General features: G+C 34.7%; 20 protein-coding genes. All 20 read right to left on the bottom strand.

Going from position 1 to position 21,046, the window contains the following annotated elements:
- Window positions 1–15: 15 nt before the first annotated feature.
- Window positions 16–1,584, bottom strand: coding sequence for a cardiolipin synthase (gene cls / locus Q5O86_RS01890; RefSeq protein WP_302625451.1), 1,569 nt, complete (start codon window positions 1,582–1,584; stop codon window positions 16–18).
- Between the two features lie 53 nt (window positions 1,585–1,637).
- Window positions 1,638–2,651: an NAD(P)H-dependent glycerol-3-phosphate dehydrogenase gene (locus tag Q5O86_RS01885; RefSeq protein WP_302625450.1), complete on the bottom strand. Its 1,014-nt coding sequence runs from the start codon at window positions 2,649–2,651 to the stop codon at window positions 1,638–1,640.
- Between the two features lies 1 nt (window position 2,652).
- Window positions 2,653–3,309, bottom strand: a complete 657-nt coding sequence (gene plsY / locus Q5O86_RS01880) for a glycerol-3-phosphate 1-O-acyltransferase PlsY (protein WP_302625449.1) — start codon at window positions 3,307–3,309, stop codon at window positions 2,653–2,655.
- Window positions 3,309–4,631, bottom strand: a complete 1,323-nt coding sequence (gene der / locus Q5O86_RS01875; RefSeq protein WP_302625448.1) for a ribosome biogenesis GTPase Der — start codon at window positions 4,629–4,631, stop codon at window positions 3,309–3,311. Before der ends, plsY begins: the two co-directional genes overlap by 1 nt.
- A 25-nt stretch (window positions 4,632–4,656) precedes the next feature.
- Window positions 4,657–5,511 (bottom strand): peptidoglycan editing factor PgeF, encoded by an 855-nt coding sequence (gene pgeF, locus Q5O86_RS01870; protein WP_302625447.1) that lies wholly within the window; start codon window positions 5,509–5,511, stop codon window positions 4,657–4,659.
- Between the two features lie 11 nt (window positions 5,512–5,522).
- On the bottom strand, window positions 5,523–5,873 hold the full coding sequence (locus Q5O86_RS01865) for a YraN family protein (RefSeq protein WP_302625446.1): 351 nt from the start codon (window positions 5,871–5,873) through the stop codon (window positions 5,523–5,525).
- Window positions 5,874–5,888: 15 nt separating this feature from the next.
- On the bottom strand, window positions 5,889–6,644 hold the full coding sequence (locus Q5O86_RS01860; protein WP_302625445.1) for a ribonuclease HII: 756 nt from the start codon (window positions 6,642–6,644) through the stop codon (window positions 5,889–5,891).
- Between the two features lie 15 nt (window positions 6,645–6,659).
- Entirely contained in the window at window positions 6,660–7,499 is an 840-nt protein-coding gene (gene ylqF, locus Q5O86_RS01855; protein WP_302625444.1) for a ribosome biogenesis GTPase YlqF, read from the bottom strand.
- A 101-nt stretch (window positions 7,500–7,600) separates the two neighbouring features.
- A complete protein-coding gene (gene rplS, locus Q5O86_RS01850; protein WP_302625443.1) occupies window positions 7,601–7,945 on the bottom strand; it encodes a 50S ribosomal protein L19 in 345 nt (114 codons plus the stop codon).
- A 102-nt stretch (window positions 7,946–8,047) separates the two neighbouring features.
- On the bottom strand, window positions 8,048–8,782 hold the full coding sequence (gene trmD / locus Q5O86_RS01845; RefSeq protein WP_302625442.1) for a tRNA (guanosine(37)-N1)-methyltransferase TrmD: 735 nt from the start codon (window positions 8,780–8,782) through the stop codon (window positions 8,048–8,050).
- The gene (gene rimM / locus Q5O86_RS01840; RefSeq protein WP_368074722.1) at window positions 8,782–9,297 is read right to left on the bottom strand and encodes a ribosome maturation factor RimM; all 516 of its coding nucleotides are present in this window, start codon (window positions 9,295–9,297) and stop codon (window positions 8,782–8,784) included. The genes trmD and rimM overlap by 1 nt, the downstream gene beginning before the upstream one ends.
- An 86-nt stretch (window positions 9,298–9,383) precedes the next feature.
- A complete protein-coding gene (locus Q5O86_RS01835; protein ID WP_302625440.1) occupies window positions 9,384–9,614 on the bottom strand; it encodes a KH domain-containing protein in 231 nt (76 codons plus the stop codon).
- A gap of 18 nt (window positions 9,615–9,632) precedes the next feature.
- Complete coding sequence (gene rpsP / locus Q5O86_RS01830) at window positions 9,633–9,878, bottom strand: 30S ribosomal protein S16 (protein WP_302625439.1); 246 nt, start codon at window positions 9,876–9,878, stop codon at window positions 9,633–9,635.
- 45 nt (window positions 9,879–9,923) lie between these two features.
- Window positions 9,924–11,276 carry a signal recognition particle protein gene (ffh, locus tag Q5O86_RS01825; protein WP_302625438.1) on the bottom strand — a complete coding sequence of 451 codons (1,353 nt, stop codon included), beginning with the start codon at window positions 11,274–11,276 and terminating at the stop codon, window positions 9,924–9,926.
- An 11-nt stretch (window positions 11,277–11,287) separates the two neighbouring features.
- Window positions 11,288–11,623, bottom strand: a complete 336-nt coding sequence (gene ylxM / locus Q5O86_RS01820; RefSeq protein WP_302625437.1) for a YlxM family DNA-binding protein — start codon at window positions 11,621–11,623, stop codon at window positions 11,288–11,290.
- 115 nt (window positions 11,624–11,738) lie between these two features.
- Window positions 11,739–12,719, bottom strand: coding sequence for a hypothetical protein (locus Q5O86_RS01815; protein WP_302625436.1), 981 nt, complete (start codon window positions 12,717–12,719; stop codon window positions 11,739–11,741).
- Window positions 12,720–12,766: 47 nt separating this feature from the next.
- A complete protein-coding gene (locus Q5O86_RS01810) occupies window positions 12,767–13,750 on the bottom strand; it encodes a hypothetical protein (RefSeq protein ID WP_302625435.1) in 984 nt (327 codons plus the stop codon).
- 13 nt (window positions 13,751–13,763) lie between these two features.
- Window positions 13,764–18,584: a DNRLRE domain-containing protein gene (locus Q5O86_RS01805; protein ID WP_302625434.1), complete on the bottom strand. Its 4,821-nt coding sequence runs from the start codon at window positions 18,582–18,584 to the stop codon at window positions 13,764–13,766.
- Between the two features lie 288 nt (window positions 18,585–18,872).
- On the bottom strand, window positions 18,873–20,093 hold the full coding sequence (gene ilvA / locus Q5O86_RS01800) for a threonine ammonia-lyase (RefSeq protein WP_302625433.1): 1,221 nt from the start codon (window positions 20,091–20,093) through the stop codon (window positions 18,873–18,875).
- A gap of 32 nt (window positions 20,094–20,125) precedes the next feature.
- Window positions 20,126–21,046, bottom strand: a complete 921-nt coding sequence (ftsY, locus tag Q5O86_RS01795; protein WP_302625432.1) for a signal recognition particle-docking protein FtsY — start codon at window positions 21,044–21,046, stop codon at window positions 20,126–20,128.

Here is a 21,046-nt window from a genome sequence, read left to right as displayed (position 1 = left end):
TATTCCTAATATAAATTACATCAATGGCGCCAGAAGCCTTAAAAGCTTTCCGCATGCCTTGTATACGATTGGTCTGTTTCTGCATTCAATTAACGAAACTTTCTTAGAATCTGACAGCATCTGCTGGTAATCCTGCTCAATATCAAGAATTGTTTTATTTTTATATATAAAGCAACCGTTTTCAAAATGTAAGAATAAACTTCTATAATCTAAATTTATCGTTCCCACCGTTGCTTTCTCATCATCGCTGATAAACATCTTAGCATGTGTAAATCCCGGAGTATACTCGTATATTTCCACACCGGCTTCAATCAGTTCATTATAATATGTTCTTGCAATACAATAAGCATAGGCTTTATCCGGTATGCCCGGCATTACAATTTTCACATCCACCCCTCTTTTCGCTGCAAACTTCAGCGAAGACATCATTACATTATCAATGACAAGATATGGTGTGACAATATGTAAATATCGGTTCGCGGTATTTATAATATGTAAATATACAGACTCACCGATTCGCTCCTTTCCAAAAGGGTCGTCTCCATATCCTATCACATAACCATTATTAGGAAACTGCAGCGGTATCTCTACATCCAAATATCTGTCAAAATTTCCGATTGTCTTTTCGCTTACATTCCACATCTGAAGAAACATGAGTGTATAACTTCTTGCCGCATCTCCCCTAAGCATTACTGCTGTATCCTTCCAGTAACCAAATCTGTCAATTACATTCATATATTCGTCTGCTAAATTGATGCCTCCCGTAAATGCTACTTTACCGTCAATCACTAATATTTTCCGATGGTCTCTGTTATTCTGCTGTGTCGTAAAAAACGGTCTTGCCGGTGCAAAAGTCTTTGACTTAATTCCTTTTTTTCTCAACTTCTTAAAATAACCTATTGGAAGTTTTGTTAAGGAACATAACCCATCATACATAACGCGGACTTCCACACCCTGCTGTACCTTCTTTTCCAGAACTCTCAGTATAGAATTCCACACACGTCCCTCTTCAATAATAAAATATTCCATAAAGATAAAATCCTGTGCTTCTTCCAGCTGTTCTATCAATGCTCTATACTTTTCTTCTCCACAGTTTAAATATGTGACTTCCGTATTTCTATATACCGGGCATCCTGTATTATCATAAATGTATTTTGCAATCATAGATACTTGCTTATCCTGAATCTGCAAATCATTATAAATATTCTGATCCGGCTGCAAATAACGTTCAGATCTTACATCAATATGTTCAAGCCTTTTCTTAAGTATAATAGAACCAAGCTGAAACTTTGCATAAAAATACATTAAGATTCCAAGAGCCGGCACAAACATAATAAATATTACCCAGATAAGTTTCATCGTTGGGTCTGATTTATCATTTACAATATAAATTACCACAACAAATTGCATAAACGATATAAAATATGACATTCCCTTGCTCAGAGATGCATTATAAGCCAGAAGAACGAAAACTAACACCTGTAATGCTACCATAAGACCAAATATAAAAATACGGCTGAACAGGAATGCAGCAAGCCCTTTTTTTCCTTTGTGTTCCGGCTTATTTACCTTTCTATGCTCCATCTTCATTCTCCTTAAAACTTTGTATATCTCAATTTATTACTCTTTCCTGCTCTCTATTCATCCCATTGCAAATCCTGATATTCATTGGTCTGCTCTCTAGCCATCAGCTCCCACATACTTTCAATGGCAGGCTTGTCCTCAAAAAGAACCTGATTCACAGCTTCTATAATTGGCACGTTTACATTGTATTTTTTTGCTAATTCCAAAGCTGCTTTTGCCGATACAGCACCCTCTACGACCATATTTACTTCCTTCACAGCCTCGGCTAGTGTATATCCTTTTCCAATCAATACTCCTGCCCGTCTGTTCCTTGAATGTTTGCTGTTACATGTAACAATCAAATCCCCCATTCCTGAAAGACCGTAAAAAGTTCTCGAATGTCCTCCCATCTCGACACCGAGCTGGGTAATTTCCTTGATTCCCCTTGTAATCAGAGCCGCTTCGGTATTGTCTCCAAAACCCAAACCGTCTATAATTCCTGCAGCAAGAGCAATTACATTTTTTAAGGAACCACCAAGCTCAATGCTCTTTCTATCCGGACTAATATAAGTTCTAAAATATTTATTTGCAAAAAGACTTTGCACTTTCAATGCTGTTTCCTTCTTTTTTGCACCCACAACAACAACAGTAGGAATATTTCTTCCCACCTCCTCTGCATGGCTTGGTCCTGATAAAACAACTGCTTCAGCCTGCGGCAATTCATCTTCAATCACCTCTGTCATTGTATAAAATGTTCCCTCTTCTATGCCTTTTGCCACATCTACAATAATCTGACCTTCTTTAACAATTCCTTTGAGATTTTTTGATGTACTTCTCACAAAGGAGGAGGCAACCGCCATTACAATCATTGCCGAGTCTTTCACAGCCTCTTCCATATTATTTGTAATCTTTACCCCGTCAGGTATTTTGATTCCCGGAAGACTTGTCTTATTCTCCCTCTCTTTTTTTAACGCATCCACCTCTTTTTGAAGAAACGACCACAGCGTAACATCATTTCCATTTTCACATAAAACCTTTGCCAATGCGATAGCCCATCCGCCACCGCCTAATACTGTAACTTTTTCCATATTAAGCCTCCTTTTTCTGACCGATTTTTCTCTCCGTTCCATTTGCCAGTCTCTTAATGTTATCTTTATGTCTGATAAACGATAGTAACGTCATGATAAAAACTAATATATATGCCTCAATTTTATCACTCTTATTTAAATGATGTACCATTCCAAGCTGTCCCCACACAATCATTTCAATTAAAAATCCGGTCATCAGACAAAGGGAGCTGAAAGACACATATTTTGTCAGCGCAAGCGCAATAAAGAACGTACAAAATCCTAAAACTACAAACTTCCAATCGAAAAATGCAAGCGCAAAAATTACGCCCGAGGAAGCAGCAATTCCCTTTCCCCCTTTAAAATTCATATAAAACGGAAAATTATGTCCTAAAATCACGCCAAGCCCTGTATATAATGCCATAAGCATAAGACCGTCACATTCATTTCGAAATATAAAATAGGTAACTATGATAGCAAAAACGGCCTTGAGTGCATCTCCAAAGTAAGTAATAAATCCAAATTTTTTCCCCAATGTTCTCATTGCATTGGTAGTACCGGAATTACCACTCCCATGCTCACGAATATCAATATGGTGCATTTTACCGATGATAAATCCTGTCTGAAACAATCCAAAAGCATAGCCTATTAAAATACAAAGAATTTTCTGCCAAACCATTATTTCTCTTTCCTCTCTCTTATAATAAATCTAAGCGGTGTTCCCTTAAAACCAAATGCCTCACGAATCTTATTTTCAATATATCTCGTATACGAAAAATGCATTAGTTCCCTATCATTTACAAATATTACAAAAGTAGGTGGCTTTACCGACACCTGCGTTATATAGTAAAGTTTTAATCTCTTTCCTTTATCTGATGGTGGTTGCTGCATTGCGACCGCCTCTGCCATAATTTCATTCAATACACCTGTCTCTATACGCATAGAATGATTTGCAATTACAAAATCTATCATATTAAAAAGTTTCGGCAGTCTCTGACCTGTCTTAGCAGAAATAAACATAATTTCCGCATAGGGCATAAATGATAAAATTTGTCTTACCTTATTAGTGTATTCATATACCGTTTTATCATTCTTTTCAATCGCATCCCATTTATTGACAGCTATAATAATGCCTTTTCCATTTTCATGAGCAATCCCTGCAATTTTAGCATCCTGTTCTGTGACGCCCTCTACTGCATCGATAACAATCACTACAACATCGGCACGTTCTACAGCTGTAACTGTTCGTATAATGCTGTATCTCTCTATTTCTTCTTTTACTTTTGCCTTTCTTCTAAGCCCGGCAGTGTCGATAAAAACATACTCTCTGCCATCCCATTTTACATCTGTATCGATGGCATCTCTCGTAGTTCCTGCAATATTAGAGACGATAACACGACTCTCTCCTGTAAGTTTATTGATAATAGAAGACTTCCCTACATTTGGTTTTCCAACAATGGCAACTCTCGGTCGGTCATCTTCATTGTCCTCTAAGTTCAGTGAAGCGAAGTGCTCTGTCACTTTATCCAGCATGTCGCCAAGTCCACTTCTCTGCGCCGCAGAAATCGGTACCGGGTCACCAATTCCTAAATTGTAAAATTCAAAAACGTCTGCCATCATCTTGTTGTAATTATCTACCTTATTTACGACAAGGATTACCGGTTTTCTGCTTCTCCTAAGCATATCGGCAACCTTTGCATCAGCATCAATCAATCCTTGTTTCACATCTGTCATAAAAATGATAACATCTGCTGTATCAATTGCAATTTGTGCCTGCTCCCGCATCTGGGATAAAATAATATCCTTACTGTCAGGCTCTATACCGCCTGTGTCTATCAATGTAAACTGATAGTTCAACCAGTCAATATCAGCATAAATTCTATCTCTCGTGACACCCGGAGTATCCTTTACGATAGAAATCATCTGTCCGGCTAAAGCATTAAATAATGTTGATTTTCCTACATTTGGTCTGCCGACAATGGCAACAATAGGCTTATTCATATATGTTCACCTCTCATTTAAACATCTATTGTTTTATACTTAAAAATGCTGCCAAATTTCCTCTTTTTCCATTGGACGCTCTGTGAGAAAACAAAACGTCACTGTTGCAGCATGTACATATATCAGGCAGATGGATATTTTCTGCTAAAACACCACACTCCCGAAAGATAATACGATTACACTCCCATAAATCAAGCTGATATTTATCATTTTCTTTTTCTATGAGAATATCAGAAATATAATCCGGAAAGGCTTCTTGGAATGCTTCTGCCACATCCCTGTTGATTTCATAACAGTTCTGACATATAGAGGGTCCAATGCATGTAACCACATCTTCTGCCTTTGTTCCATATGTCTGGTGCATCAAATCAATGGTAACTTTTCCTATTTTTCCTACAGTCCCACGCCAACCAGAATGAGATAATCCAATGGCTCTATTTTTGGTATCTACAATATAAAGTGGAACACAATCTGCAAAATATGTAGCCAAAACCAATCCCGGTTCATTTGTAATAAGTCCGTCTATATCCTCATAGTCACGTTTCAAATAAATTCCCTTACCACAATCTTCTTTGGAAACAATTCTTATATTTGTAGTATGTGTCTGTTTGCTTGCAATGATTTTTTTTGCGTCAAATCCTATCGTTTCCGCAATAATTTCATGATTTTTCACCACATTTTCATATAAATCATCTCTTGCTATTCCTAAATTCATACTAGACAAATGTTCCCGACTCACCCCACCATATCGAGTAGAAAAACCATGAACCAGCCATGAAATTTTATCTAATGCCGGATATGATATATAGGGTACATTCTTTCTTATATTTAGTTTTGTACTATTTTTATTATATTTATTTAAGACAATTATTTTTTTCATATATACCTCATTTAAAAAGATGAAAAGCTATTAAAAATATATTCAACATTATCTCCCTGTATTGCAATTACATCAAAACTACACTGCATTTCCTGAAATTCACTATGTATGTTCAGATACCACATGGCAGCTTTCTCTAACCTGTGCTTTTTGTGGTCAGTAACTGCTGACACTGCATATCCATATTTTGTATCTTTTCTATATTTTACTTCAACAAAGCGTAATATTCCATCCTTAAATGCAATAATATCAATTTCCCCCGCCTTACATCTAAAATTCTGTTCAATTATTGTATAATTATTATCTTTTAGATAATTGACGGCAATCTCTTCATATAAGCTTCCAATATTTCGTCTATTCATCTATCCCCTCAACCCTTATACCAGATTCCTAATAAAAGATTTTCTGTGAATCGGACAGGGACCATATTTTCTGAGTGCCTCAATATGTTTCCCAGAACCATACCCCTTATTTGAGGCGAAATCATACTGAGGATATATTTTATCATATTCTATCATCATTGCATCTCTTGTAACCTTTGCGATAATACTCGCGGCACCGATTGAAATGCTCTTTGCATCTCCCTTTATAATCGGAACCTGTTTTACGCGGATTCCTGGTATGTTCACTGCATCATTCAGCAATAAATCCGGTTCCACTTCAAGAGACGCTATTGCCTTTCTCATCGCCTCATATGTTGCCTGTAAGATATTTACTTCGTCTATATATTCCGGGCTGACCAGTGCCGTCTTTGCACTGACTGCTTTTTCCAAAATAATCTCTGCTAATGCTTCCCTTTTAGAAGCTGTCAACTTTTTTGAATCGTTGATATATAGAATATCACAATTCTTCGGTAATATAACAGCACCTGCCACAACCGGACCTGCAAGCGGGCCTCGGCCAACCTCATCAATACCGCAAATATACTGATAATTGCTATATTTCCTCTCAAAAAATTGTAAGGCGTAAGTTCGCTCCAGCTCTGTTTTGTAATCATGAATCTTTTTGTCGGCCTTTTTTACCAATGCTTTTACACCTGCACGCTCGTCATTTTCAAACTCACAAATAAATTCCGATAATTTTTCCGGTGCTGTGTTATCCAACACTTCCTTTATCTCGCTAATCTTTTGCATATAAACTCCCGATGTCTATAGTAAATCTATTGTAATTCTTCCTAATTTTCCGCTTCTAAAATCATCCATAATAATAGAAGATGTTTTTTCCAAGTCAGGTTTATTTCCTTTTAATTTACATCCTCTCACTTCCGCAATCTGATACATAATCTGTAATGGGTCTTCATCACCCGCAATATCATATCTTGAAATAATCACTTCCGGATACGAAACACTCAATTTTTTTATCAATTGATATGCCAACTCCGTCATATCTAAATTATTATCGTTCATCGACCCAATAAAAGCAAGATGGAGACCGATACTCTGGTCATCAAATTTAGGCCATAAAACTCCCGGTGTATCTAATAATTCCAAAGTTTTGCTTAGTTTAATCCACTGTTTTCCCTTGGTGACACCCGGTTTATTTCCCGTTTTTGCACATGCTCTTCCTGCATATGCATTAATAAACGTAGATTTTCCCACATTTGGAATGCCTACCACCATTGCCCTTACCGGTCGGTTAATGATTCCTCTTCTTCTATCCCGTTCTATCTTTTCTTTACATGCAATGTTTACAGCATTATTTATCTCTTTTATGCCCTGTTTATTTTTTGAATTTATTTTTAGTGCAATAATACCCTTTTCTTTGAAATATTCTATCCATTTATTGTTTTGCGTCTCATCAGCCAAATCAGACTTGTTCAACAGTACAAGTCTTGCCTTATTCTGCCCTAAGCTGTCAATATCAGGATTTCTACTACTAATAGGTATTCTTGCATCCAATAACTCTATCACTAAATCAATAAGTTTTATATCTTCCTTCATCTGACGCATTGCTTTCGTCATGTGTCCCGGATACCACTGATAATCCATAATATCTACCCAATCTTTCTATTATAAATTGTTGTAACAGTTTAGCCATCAGCTACAAAAAAGGAACGAGTAAAACCCGCTCCTTTTGAAAGTAGTCATTATTATTTAACCAATTCTTTAACCTTAGCAGCTTTACCAACTCTGCTTCTGATGTAGTTAAGTTTAGCTCTTCTAACTTTACCTCTTCTAACTACTTCGATGTTTGCGATAGATGGTGAATATAATGGCCATGTTCTCTCCACGCCAATACCATTTGAATTTTTTCTAACAGTAAATGTAGCTCTGTTGCTTCCACCCTGCTTCTTAATCACAAGACCTTCAAAAACCTGAACTCTTTCACGGTTTCCTTCGACAATCTTAGCATGAACTCTGATTGTATCACCAACCTTAAATTCTGTCACTTCTTTCAGCTGAGCTGCCTCAATCTCTTTAATTAATTCCTGCATAATATCCTCCTCATATATTCCGATGTTCTTAATACTTACAACATAGTTTATCAGAGGAACATCTTTTATTACTTTTATACAGCATTTGTTATATTAACATAACTAACCATTTTTGGCAAGACTTTTTAAAAATTTAATGTCTTCTTTTGTAAGAACCGCATCCTGCATTAAATCAGGACGTCTCTCTATTGTTCTTAATATAGACTGTTCTCTTCTCCACTTTTCTACTTTCGGATGATTTCCTGATAATAGAATAGACGGAACTTCTTTATCCATAAAAGTTGCCGGTCTGGTGTACTGTGGATATTCTAAGAGATTATCATGGAATGACTCAAATTCAGCAGACACATCATTGTTCAAAACTCCCGGTACAAGTCTGGATATCGCATCCATCATCACCATAGACGGCAATTCTCCTCCCGTCAATACATAATCACCAATCGATACATTATCCGTCACAATCATTTCTAACACTCTCTCATCAATTCCCTCATAATGTCCACAGAGAAATACCAAATCCTTTTCTAATGAAAATTCTTCTGCCATTTTTTGATTAAAAACTTTTCCCTGAGGTGTCAAATATATCACCCTTGGCTGATACCCTATTTTTTCTACTACAGACTGATAACTTTTATAGACAGGTTCCGGCTGCATCACCATCCCTGCTCCACCACCATATGGATAATCATCAATTTGTCCGTATTTGTTTCCGGCAAAATCTCTGATATTGATGGCATCTATACTGATGAATCCATTATTTATGGCTCTTCCTGTAATACTTGTATTTATCCCCTGTTCTATCATTTCAGGAAATAGCGTCAAAACATGAAAATTCATTAATCTAACAATCCTTTCATAATATGAACTCGAATCAACTTGTTTTCAATATCTTTCTCTAATACACATTCTTTAATCGCAGGTAATAAAATTTCTTTTCCCTGTTTTGTTTTTACGATATAGACATCATTTGCACCTGTCTGCATAACATCCACTAATTCACCTAATGTTTCATCTTCATCGGTAATCACCTTACAGCCAACCATATCAACAATAAAGTTCTCACCCTCAGCTAAAGGAATTGCATTCTCTCTCGTTACCAACAAATCCATTCCCTTCAGCGGCGCAACCATATCCACATTATTAAACTGCGCAAATCTTAAAATCACCATATTTTTAAAATATTTTACACCTGTAACATCCAGATTTATATATTCTTTTTTTGTGTCTAATACCACTTCTTTTAAATAATCAAATCTCTTTATATCGTCTGTTGTAGGATAAACTTTAACCTCACCATGTAAGCCATGCGTAGAACTAATCACACCTACTCTCAAATATTTTTCCAAATTCATTCTCCTAATACAATTTATAATTTCCACCGAACAATAACAAGGCTGGAAAAAATCCAGCCTTGTTGCACTTGTATTAAAGTATAAACTTATTCTGCTATCTCTACTTTAACCTTCTTATCACATTTAGAAGCAGCAGCCTTTACTACTGAACGAATTGCCTTAGCGATTCTGCCTTGTTTTCCAATTACTTTTCCCATATCTTCTGGAGCAACATGTAGTTGAATTACAATTTCTCTATCATTTTCAGTTTCTAAAACCACAACTTCATCTGGAGAGTCAACAAGCGCTTTTGCAATTGTTTCTACCAATTCTTTCATGGATTTTCCCTCCAATTACTATTTTTCAATTCCAGCAATCTTTAAGAGTTTTCCAACTGTATCTGTTGGCTGAGCTCCATTTGCTAACCATTTCTTTGCAGCTTCTTCATTTACATTGAATACACTTGGTTCCTGATTCGGGTCATATGTTCCGATTTCTTCAATAAATCTACCATCTCTTGGTGATCTTGAATCAGCAACAACTATTCTGTAGATAGGATGTCTTTTCTTTCCCATTCTCTTTAATCTCATCTTTACTGCCATTTTTTCTTTACCTCCGTAAAATTACATATTAATCTGTTTATTTATCTAAAAGCCAAAAGGCATTTTAAATCCACCATGTCTTTTCTTTCCTTTGCCCCCCATCATGCCAGGCATACTCTTCATCATCTTTCTAGCCTGCTCAAACTGTTTCACAAGTTTGTTGACCTCGCTGATATCTACACCGGCACCATTTGCAATACGTCTCTTTCTTGACGGATTTATCAAATCAGGATTTCCTCTTTCTTCTTTTGTCATTGAGAAAATAATTGCCTCGATTTTTCCAAGCTGTTTATCGTCAGGAAGCATATCCTCCTTAATCTGCCCACCAACTCCTGGTATCATATTGAGGAGAGAAGATAATCCACCCATGTTTTTAATCTGTCCCATATACTCAAGATAATCATCAAATGTAAACTGTGCCTTTCTCAAACGCTGTTCCATTTCTTTTGCCTTATCCTGGTCGATTGCCTGCTCAGCTTTTTCAATTAATGACAGCACATCTCCCATTCCCAGAATACGAGATGCCATTCTGTCCGGGTAAAACTGTTCTAAATCAGAAAGTTTCTCTCCCATACCGATATAAAGAATCGGTTTTCCGGTCACCGCCTTAATAGATAAAGCTGCACCACCTCTCGTGTCACCATCTAATTTTGTGACAATAATACCATCAATTCCTATTTTTTCATTAAACTCTTTTGCGACATTAACCGCATCCTGTCCTGTCATTGCATCTACAACAAGAACTGTCTGCGTAAGTTCAATATTATCTCTGATTTCAACAAGCTCATTCATCATGTCTTCATCCACATGCAAACGTCCTGCTGTATCTAAGATGACAACATTGTTTCCATTTTTTCTGGCGTGCTCAATTGCCGCCTTTGCTATATTTAACGGTTTCTGTTTATCTCCCATAGAGAAAACCGGAACCTGTTGTTTCTCACCATTAATTTTTAACTGTTCTATTGCCGCCGGACGGTAAATGTCACATGCCACAAGCAAAGGTCTTTTTCCTTTTGCTTTTAGTTTTCCGGCAATCTTTGCAGTGGTTGTCGTTTTACCTGCACCCTGAAGTCCCATCATCATAATAACAGTATTTTCATTATCGGAAAGGAGTCTGAGCTCCGTTGTCTCCGAGCCCATCAAAGCGGTAAGTTCTTCATTCACAATCTTAATCACCATCTGTCCGGGAGTTAAACTACTCATCACATCCTGACCTACGGCACGTTCCTGAACTTTTTTAATAAAATCTTTTACAACCTTAAAACTGACATCAGCTTCTAACAGTGCAATCTTAACTTCTTTCAGCGCAGCTTTCACATCTTCTTCTGTTAATCTGCCCTTACTTCTAAGATTCTTAAATATATTTTGTAATTTATCGGATAAGCTTTCAAATGCCAAAGCCATACCTCCTAATAATTTTCTAAAATTTCCTGTGCAATTGTTTTAATTTGTGATATATTTTCCTGATTCATGTCTCCGTCAGCTAACATACAGATTTTTTTCACATCTTCTTTTGTCTTAGAAAACCGCTCTACAAGATGTAATTTTTCTTCATATCCATTTAACAGTTTATCACATCTTTTTACTAAATCATGTACACCCTGCCTCGAAATTCCTCTCTCCTGAGCAATCTCGCCTAAACTGTAATCATTTAGCATAAAATCTTCATATATTTCCTTTTGATGTTCTGTGAGAAGTTCTCCATAAAAATCATATAACATGGAACTTTTCAATATATCTTTCATAACAAACCAGACCTTTCGATACGAACCGGCTTTTTGTCACCTTGAGTATCATACAACATAAAGCAATAGGTGTCAAGTATTTTTTCTTGACACCTATTGCTTTATAATTTAGAATCTACTTTTTAGCGGATTCTTTCTTAACTCTTTTGATTTTAGACCATGTTCCCTTTTTTGTTCCATTTACACCACGCACTCGGATATAGTAAGTTTTTTTACTCGACGCCTTAATTGTATAATAATTCTTCTTTGTTGTTTTAATTTTAGCCTTTTTGAATTTTTTATTTGATGCATACTGAATTTGATATTTTTTTGCATATTTCGCTTTCTTATATTGAATGCGAATTGATTTTTTCTTAATGCGCTTTGCTGACTGAATCTTTACCCTTGTCGGTTTCCTTTGAATCGGTTTTACCACATCATCCTTTTTCGGCTTTTCATTCAATTTTTTTAGCTTCTCTAAAAATTCTGCTTCTTCATTCGGATTATTATTTTTAATCAACTGATAATCAATGTCAAGGAGATTTTCAAGCACCGGTATCTTATCTTTCCTATAATCAATTCTTTCAACAACAAATTCTCCTTTTGAATTTTTCCCATAATGCACATCCCAATACGTTCCGTCAGCAAATCTATGATGACAAAGTATATAATCCTGAAACGCACCATTAATAATATCTGTAGCATCCGAATCAATCAGTTTCACAACATCTATAGATGTTCCTATCTTTACATATTTTTCAAAAAGAGTTTTAGATGTTATTTTAGAAACATACCATCTATCTAAAAATGACCCCTCATAAGATGTTAAAATCAAATAATGTGTTGCATCCGTTTTATACATTGCATAATCAATATTTTCTTTTCCTTTACGCCAATATGGATCTGAACCTACATTCTTTATAATATATTCTCTGTCACGATACGGAATATAACTTCCATACCCAAAACTTTCTGCTGGAATAGTATATAATTCTTTTGTAGCAACATTGGATATTCGTGTCACTTTTTCCTCATTATTGTATAACCCTTCTGCTTTGATTTCTGTTGAAAACAATAATACAATCATACATAAAATTACTATTGCTTTTTTCGTCATACCATCTCCTCCTCTTTTTATCTAGTATATTTTTTTCTAAATTAATGTTATGACTTGTTTATTTTTTTAACCTTTTTTATTTTGGACCATTTACCTTTTTTTGTTCCATTTACACCACGCACTCGGATATAGTAAGTTTTTTTGCTCGAAACCTTAATTGTACAATAATTTTTCTTTGTGGTTTTTATCTTAGCCCTTTTAAACTTTTTATTGGAGGCGCATTGAATTTGATATTTTTTCGCATATTTCGCTTTCTTAAATTTAATACGAATAGATTTTTTCTTAATGCGTTTTACTGATTTAATTTTTACCTTTGTTGGCTTATTTTGAACAGGTTTTACCGGCCGTTCATTTAATTTTTTTAGCTTCTCTAAAAATTCTGCTTCTTCGTTCGGATTATCATTTTTAATTAATTGATAATCAATGTCAAGAAGATTGTTGACTACTGGAATGATATCTTCCTCATAATCAATTCGTGAAACAACAAAGTCTCCTTGTTCATTTTTTTCATAATGCACATATCGAAATGTTCCATCCTTAAATCTATGATTACTAAGTGCATAATTCGGAAATGCTCCATTGGTTGAATCTGTAGTATCTGGGTCAAGCAGTTTTACAACTTCCATCGTTGTTCCTATTTTTATATATTTTTCAAAAAGTTCTTTAGATGTTATTTTCGAGACATACCATCTATCTAAAAATGAGCCACCATAAGATGTAACAATTAGATAATGTGTTAAATCCGTTTTGTAAATTCCATAATCTATATTCTCTTTCCCTTTTCGCCAATATGCTTCTGCTCCCATACGTTTTATAATATCCTCTCTCGTATAATATGGAACAAAACTTCCATATCCAAAACGTTTCGCAGGAAGTGTATACAGTTCTTTTGCTTGAATATTAGTAATATGCGTCACCTTTTCTTCATTGTTGTAAATTATCTCTGTCTGTCCAGCTGTCACCTCTATGCCACTTCCTAGGGTAAATATTAATGTAATTATACATATAATAACTGTTGTTTTTTTCATCATACTACTCCTCTCTTTATTTTATCGTCAATGGCAATTTGGGAATTACTATGTATTGAATATCAGATGTATAAAAGGCATAATCAAAATGATCTTTAACCTTATTATTTGTATCATAATCATACTGTGTCCAAATAACAGTATCTGGAGTATGATTTCCCTTTAGTTTAAATATTCCTACCTGCCATCCACTTTTAAAATACCATCCATCATCCTTTCTTATCATAAAATGACAATAATCTGCTTCTGGATGCGCTTCAAAACTTTGTTTATCCATAGTTCTAACAGCAATAAGGCAATGTTCATCATCTGTTCTATAATAAGGATTGTTATCATTTCCTGTTAAAATGGTGGCTTCCTTACCCCAATATTCCATATCCTGCTTAACATATCCCGCAATAGTTGCACTGGTAGCATATACATAGTAGTCAATATTTCCTCTACACATTCCCGGTAAAATGCTTGAATGATAACCATTTTCAACTTTATATGTCCAGCAATTTATCGCAAACCCATAACAATTTGTATTATAGCTATTCATGCTCTCAAATATTAATGATTTTGTATCACAATATTCTACATATTCATCTACTTCATAATCTATCTCATATCCCGTTTTATCTGTTGGAAGTAAACTAGTATTAGCAGTTGTATATATAAAATTTTTGTAACTGAAATATTGATTTGCTTTATTTTTTTCTTGTTCTATTATTTTTGTTGGTTCATCTAAATTTAATTTTCTTCCAAGCTTTGGTACATAATATCCCTGACCTGAATAATAAAATCCACTTTCATTATCCTTATAATATCCCTTGTATCCAATATAATTAACTTCATACAAATCATTCCACTTAGGATTACATGTCGATTGAATTAAATCACCCCAAGAATTATAATAGTATGAGGCAAACTTATATCCATTTTCATTCCACAATCCTATTACGCTTCCCTGAATATCTTTCTCATAATAAACTCGGCTGGATTTTATCGTATTATTTGTATCAGCATAAACATAATCGTATCCAATGATATTGTCCCTATCATCATATAAATACCAGATATCATAAGTTTTATTTGTTGTTTCATTTATATTCCGCTCTTTAATTAGCCTATTTCCATCCCACTCATAGATAGTAGTTACACCTTCGGCATTATTAGAATCAGTTACATATTTATAGGTTCTGTATCCGTTTTCATTGTATCTATAAGTCACATCTGACTTATTATCACAACTTATTCCTTCCAGAAGTCTTCCTCTATTCCAAGATAATACCTGACCATCAATAAAATGAATCGGATTTCCTGCCTTATCGTACGTTATTTCATATTTGTTCTCTTCTTCTTTATACGCAGTCAACTGTCCCGACCATTGACTACTATTGTATTCAAATTCCTCTACTTTCTTTAATTCTCCAACCTTATTTAATATATAAGTAGTCATTTTCGTAACATTTCCTACTGTATCATATTCATACATATAGGTTCTGCGATTTTTTAAGTCAGTTTCTTCTATAATTTTTCCACTAGGATTATAGGAGTACATATGGACTAATTCATTGTTTTCCTTTACTTGTATAATATTTCCTGCTAAATCATATATATATTCTACATTATTCGTTATATAATCATCATTTTCATCAAGTGCCAAACCTTTAATAAATCTTGTCACTGATGAATTATCGTGAATAATCTGCGACATATTAAGAATATATTCCTTTTTAGCTGTTGAATATATTCTCTCTGTAGCAGCTCTCTTATTTGAATCAGCACTATATATAAACTTATCTTTATCATACATATTTAGCTCAGAAGACACATGATTATCTTCATCTATCTTTGTTACCAAGGATGTACTCTTAGTTTTAGTTGCACCTTTCAAATCTTTGTAAGTATAGCTGGTTGTGGTTGTAGTCGTATGCGTCTTATTATCAGCATCTGTTTCTTCTTTTTTGGAAACGCTTTTCGTAAATCCATCACTTCTTGTCACCATAGTATTGCCATTACTACTTGTATAATTATATGTAACAGGATTACTTACACCTTCGGTGTAATCAATAAGTTTTAAAATTGTCCCCTCTATATTATATTGAATCTGATAACTAGGACTCGAAGCCGAATCGTAATATATATATACCAAATATGCTGTAGAATCAAAATCATTATCCTGTATTTTATATCTATAAGTTCTCGTTTTTATCTTCTGATTATTTTTATAGTTAATCTCATTTGTGTCACATTTTATAATATCACCAAAATCAAGTGTATTCACTTGTTCCGTCTTATCCATGCTTACAATATTTTCATAATTTACAATTTCCTGCTCACCGATTTTAAAATTCTTTAATTTTCCATTGTTATATAACATAGTATATTTGGTTTCGCGGTCACATATAAATTCAATATTATTATTTTTATCATATGTATAGGTAATACATACCGTCTGTTCATGTAATGGGTCGTATTCGGTATCATACTGTTCAATAATCGCAGTATAGTTGCCATTTGCATTATAAAAATATTTTATAGTTTTATTGAGAGAACTATTCCCATAATCAATTTCAACTTGTTTTATATTATCCCTATATATATTTTTTATATAGGAATATGTTACACCATTGTTTTCTTCTGAATATTCTCTTTCATATAATCCAATATGTATAGGAGAGCTATAAGCTATTGATTGATCTGTTCCCTTAATATTAGGATTATCCGTTTTTCTTGGATTCGTAGAGCCATAATCATTCAAATCATTGATTCCATCAAAATCTGAATCTGTCAAATGCGGGTCTGTCCCCCGATGAAATTCATCTATATCTATCAAACCATCTCTATCACTATCTTTCCCTTCTTCATTTGCCACCGCCGGGTCGGTTCCAAGTACAAACACCTCATAGCTGTCTGGAAAGCCGTCGCCATCTGTATCCAATTTATAACTAGGATTTTCTGCTGTACTGTCTTGTGTTTCAGTATTCCAATATGTTTTAAAATCCCAAATCTCATAACCATCTTGCAAACCATCACCGTCTGTATCAAAAATTGTCTGCTTATATGACACAGTTGTATTTTCATTTATTCCATTCCTCTCAAGAGTTTTCGTCTGCTTTTCAAAAGAAACTATATTCGATGGTTTCACTGTCCCGTCGGAATATAAAACACAAACTCTGTAGTCTATTTTATTACACCCGGAATCAATTTCCATTTCCACCTTTTCATTTACATCATCTCCCTGATATATACTTGAAAATCTAGCTTCATCATTTTCTCTTACATATATTTTGTAACCCTTTATAGTCACTCCCGCTTCTAATTTATTCGTATCTTCTATGGCTACACCTATTTTTCCTGTTTCCTGCGTATATTCTGCTGATAGTTTCACTGATGTATCATATTTTTCAATATCTCTATAAATGATGTCAATACACATAAAATTTTGACCTGGTTTCAAGGTTCCATAATAAGAGCACTGTGTTCCATCTTCTGCCGCTTCCAATACCAATCCATAATTCTCTTTCCTTCCATCGGCAATTGCCTGTACCCACTTTGTCAGATTTACTCCATGATTTCTTCCATCTTCTCCTTTATTCCATGTAGTTGCAATTACTTCATCATTTATTTTAGGTTGATTAGTCCATGTAACTGTATTTATATTCCATGCACTCTCCGGGCTTTTTACTTCCACCTTTACATATTCTTTGCTTGCTGTCTGCTCTCCTAAATACAAATATGAATTTTCTATATATTTTCCACTAATTTCCGGTGTTCCAACCAGCCAGTCTGTACCTCCAATTAAATTTGTTGTATCAATATAAACCTTACTGCTTCTCTTATCTTTCGTCTCATTATATTCATAATTATTTTCTAAAATAAGAGAATTGTTAAGAACAATATCATCACTCCGACCGGTTACACTGTTTACAATTGCCGCCGGAAGCTTATCCCCAAACCAGACTGCCGTAGGGTCAACAGTCAAAGGATATTTCGTACTCTTATCATCTAAATATTCCTTATCTATTATTATCTTTAAAACAATATCGTTTCCATCTCTTTTAAGCTCATATCTAACTTTTGTATAATCTATATTTCCTTCTGAATCTATCATATTCGGAGCAACAATTTTTCCGACCTGTTTTTTTGTCCCTTCCTCATATATTCCAATTTCTCCACTTTCCTGTAATTCATAGTAAATATGCCTGCTTTTTAGAATGAATTTTATCTCATTTGTCTCCGGTCTGCTGTTAAATATAATGTTTTCCTTTACACCATTTTTTAAAGAAGTATACTGATATTCAATCTCTGTATTCGATGACGTATATGTAATTTCATTATCTTTTACCTCTGACATTAAAATATTTTCTTTATTGATACACGGCAAAAAAGACAATGAATACTTATCTTTGCTCATCACAATTTCACTGCCATTTTTTAATTCATCCGGAAAGTAATGTTTTGAATCTCCACTCACATTTACATAATCAAAATCCTCAGGAGCATTCACTGCCAATGCTTTTCTGATTCTCTTTTTATCATTTTTATTAATATTAGACAAACATGTATTATAGTCTTTTAACTTTCCATTTTCTTTATATCTTATATTTTCTCCAAGTATTTCTAATTTTTTTGAGCCATCGCTCATTAAATATGTATTGGAATTTTCCGTTCGTTCCTCTGTCAATTCTTTTACGACACTTATTTCTTTTTTTGCTCCTATATTTTCCTTATTATTTTTTTGTGTTGCATAAATAGGAGCTGACATGATGTCAGTATGCAATCCCGTCACTGTTAATGTTACAATTGATAATAAAGCCACTAAATTTCTTTTAATTTTTTTCTTTTTCATCTTCCTACTCCCCTCGTTTTTCACTTTAATATTTACTCTGCTACTCCGTACTTATCCCTTTAATTGATATTCTCCCATTTATCATATAATAATTATAATAATAACAAAAATTTTTACAATTTGGAATACTTTACCAAAAATATTTTACCTTTTTTATAAAAATATAAACAATCACCGGAAGCGGTCGTCAAATGTCCATCTATGCAGGCATGATGTCCATTTTCCTCGTCGCCATCTCAAAAAACTGCCGCATTCATTCATGCGACAGTCTCTTTTTCGTTTATATTTTTATAAATTTGGCATTTGCTCTTTTGGATTATATCCCGCCTCAGCTAATGCTTTCAAAATCTGCTTTTTATGCTCATGCCCAAAACATTCCAATGTAACCTTTAATTCCACAGCTGCGTTTCTGTTTACAGATACAAACTGATTATGCTCCAATTTAATAACATTTCCCTGCTGTTCTGCAATCTTGTTTGCAACCTTTACTAATTCACCCGGCTTATCCGGAAGCAAGACAGATACAGTAAACACTCTGCCACGCTGAATCAATCCATGCTGTAAAATAGACGACATTGTTATGATATCCATATTTCCACCACTGATAATGGATACAACCTTCTTATCCTTACATGTGAGATGTTTCAGTGCAGCCACAGTGAGTAAGCCGGAATTTTCTGCAACTAATTTATGATTTTCGACCATATCGAGAAAAGCATCAATCAATTCTTCATCTTTAATCGTAATAATCTCGTCAATGTTTTCCTTAATATATGGGAAAATATTCTCTCCCGGTGTTTTTACTGCGGTTCCATCGGCAATCGTATTTGCGCTGTCAAGCGTTACCACTTCCCCCGCTTTCAGACTTTCATTCATACATGCCGCATTTTCCGGCTCTACACCGATAACTTTAATTCTTGGATTCAGTAACTTAGCCAGTGTACTGACACCTGTAGCAAGTCCACCGCCACCAATTGGAACTAAAATATAATCCACGGTAGGAAGCTCCTTGAAAATTTCCATCGCAATCGTTCCCTGGCCTGTGGCAACATCTAAGTCATCAAAAGGATGAATAAATGTATATCCCTGTTTTGAAGCAAGATTCAATGCATAATTGCATGCATCATCATACACATCACCGTATAAAATAACATCTGCCCCATAACTTTTCGTTCTGTTTACTTTCATTAGAGGCGTTACTGTCGGCATGACAATAGTCGCCTTTACACCGTATAATTTTGCAGCATATGCCACACCCTGAGCATGATTTCCGGCAGATGCAGTAATCAACCCTCTCTCTCTTTCTTCTTCTGATAATGTACTTATTTTATAATAAGAACCTCTAACCTTATAGGCACCGGTAAACTGCATATTTTCGGGCTTGATATATACCTGATTTCCTGTCTGAGCACTAAAATAGTCACTATAAATCAAACTCGTATTTAATGTAACTTTCTTGACTATCTCACTTGCTTCCTCAAATTTTTTTAAACTTAACTTATCACTCATCTTCAATCACTCTTCTTTCTTCTGTTACCAATTTATTCCTGATTAAATAATGCTTCTACAAACTCATGCGCATCAAATTTCTGTAAATCATCAATCTGCTCTCCCACACCGATATATTTTACAGGAATCCCCAACTCTGACTGAATTGCAATAGCAATTCCACCTTTTGCCGAACCGTCCATTTTTGTCAAAATAACACCGGTAATATCCGCACATTCCTTAAACTGTTTTGCTTGCACGAGAGCATTCTGACCTGTTGTGGCATCTAATACGATAAAATTTTCTCTCCGACAACCACTATATTCCTTTTCAATAATTCGGTCAAGTTTTTTTAATTCTTCCATTAAATTCTTTTTATTGTGAAGTCTACCGGCAGTATCACACAAAAGAATATCCGCATTTTTATTTTTTGCAGAAGATATTGCGTCAAACAGAACAGAACCCGGGTCCGACCCTTCTTTTCCTGATACAATATCTACGCCTGCTCTGTGAGCCCACTCTATCAACTGTTCTGCCGCCGCTGCTCTAAAAGTGTCAGCAGCAGCTAAGACAACCTTTTTCCCATTATTTTTAAACTGGCTGGAAAGTTTTCCAATAGATGTAGTTTTTCCTACTCCATTAACACCAATCACAAGAATAACTGATTTTTCATCTTCAAAATCATATGCATTCTCACCAATATTCATTTGCTCCTCAATATTTTTAATGAGAAGCTCTTTACATTCTATCGGTTCTTTGATTTTTAGTTCTTTCACCTGTTCCTTCAGGCTTTCAAGAATTTCTTCTGTCGTATTCACACCAATATCACTCATTATAAGTGTTTCTTCCAATTCCTCGTAGAAATCATCATCAATACTAGAAAATCCTGTAAATATAGAATTTAAACCAGACACAATATTGTTTCTTGTCTTCGACAACCCTGAAACAAGTTTTTCAAAAAATTTTCCTGCCAT

Source organism: uncultured Eubacterium sp., assembly GCF_937958975.1.
Lineage (GTDB): Bacteria > Bacillota > Clostridia > Lachnospirales > Lachnospiraceae > Eubacterium_G.
The sequence above is the reverse complement of the archived record's forward strand: the minus strand, read 5'-3'. Positions and strand labels throughout refer to the sequence as shown.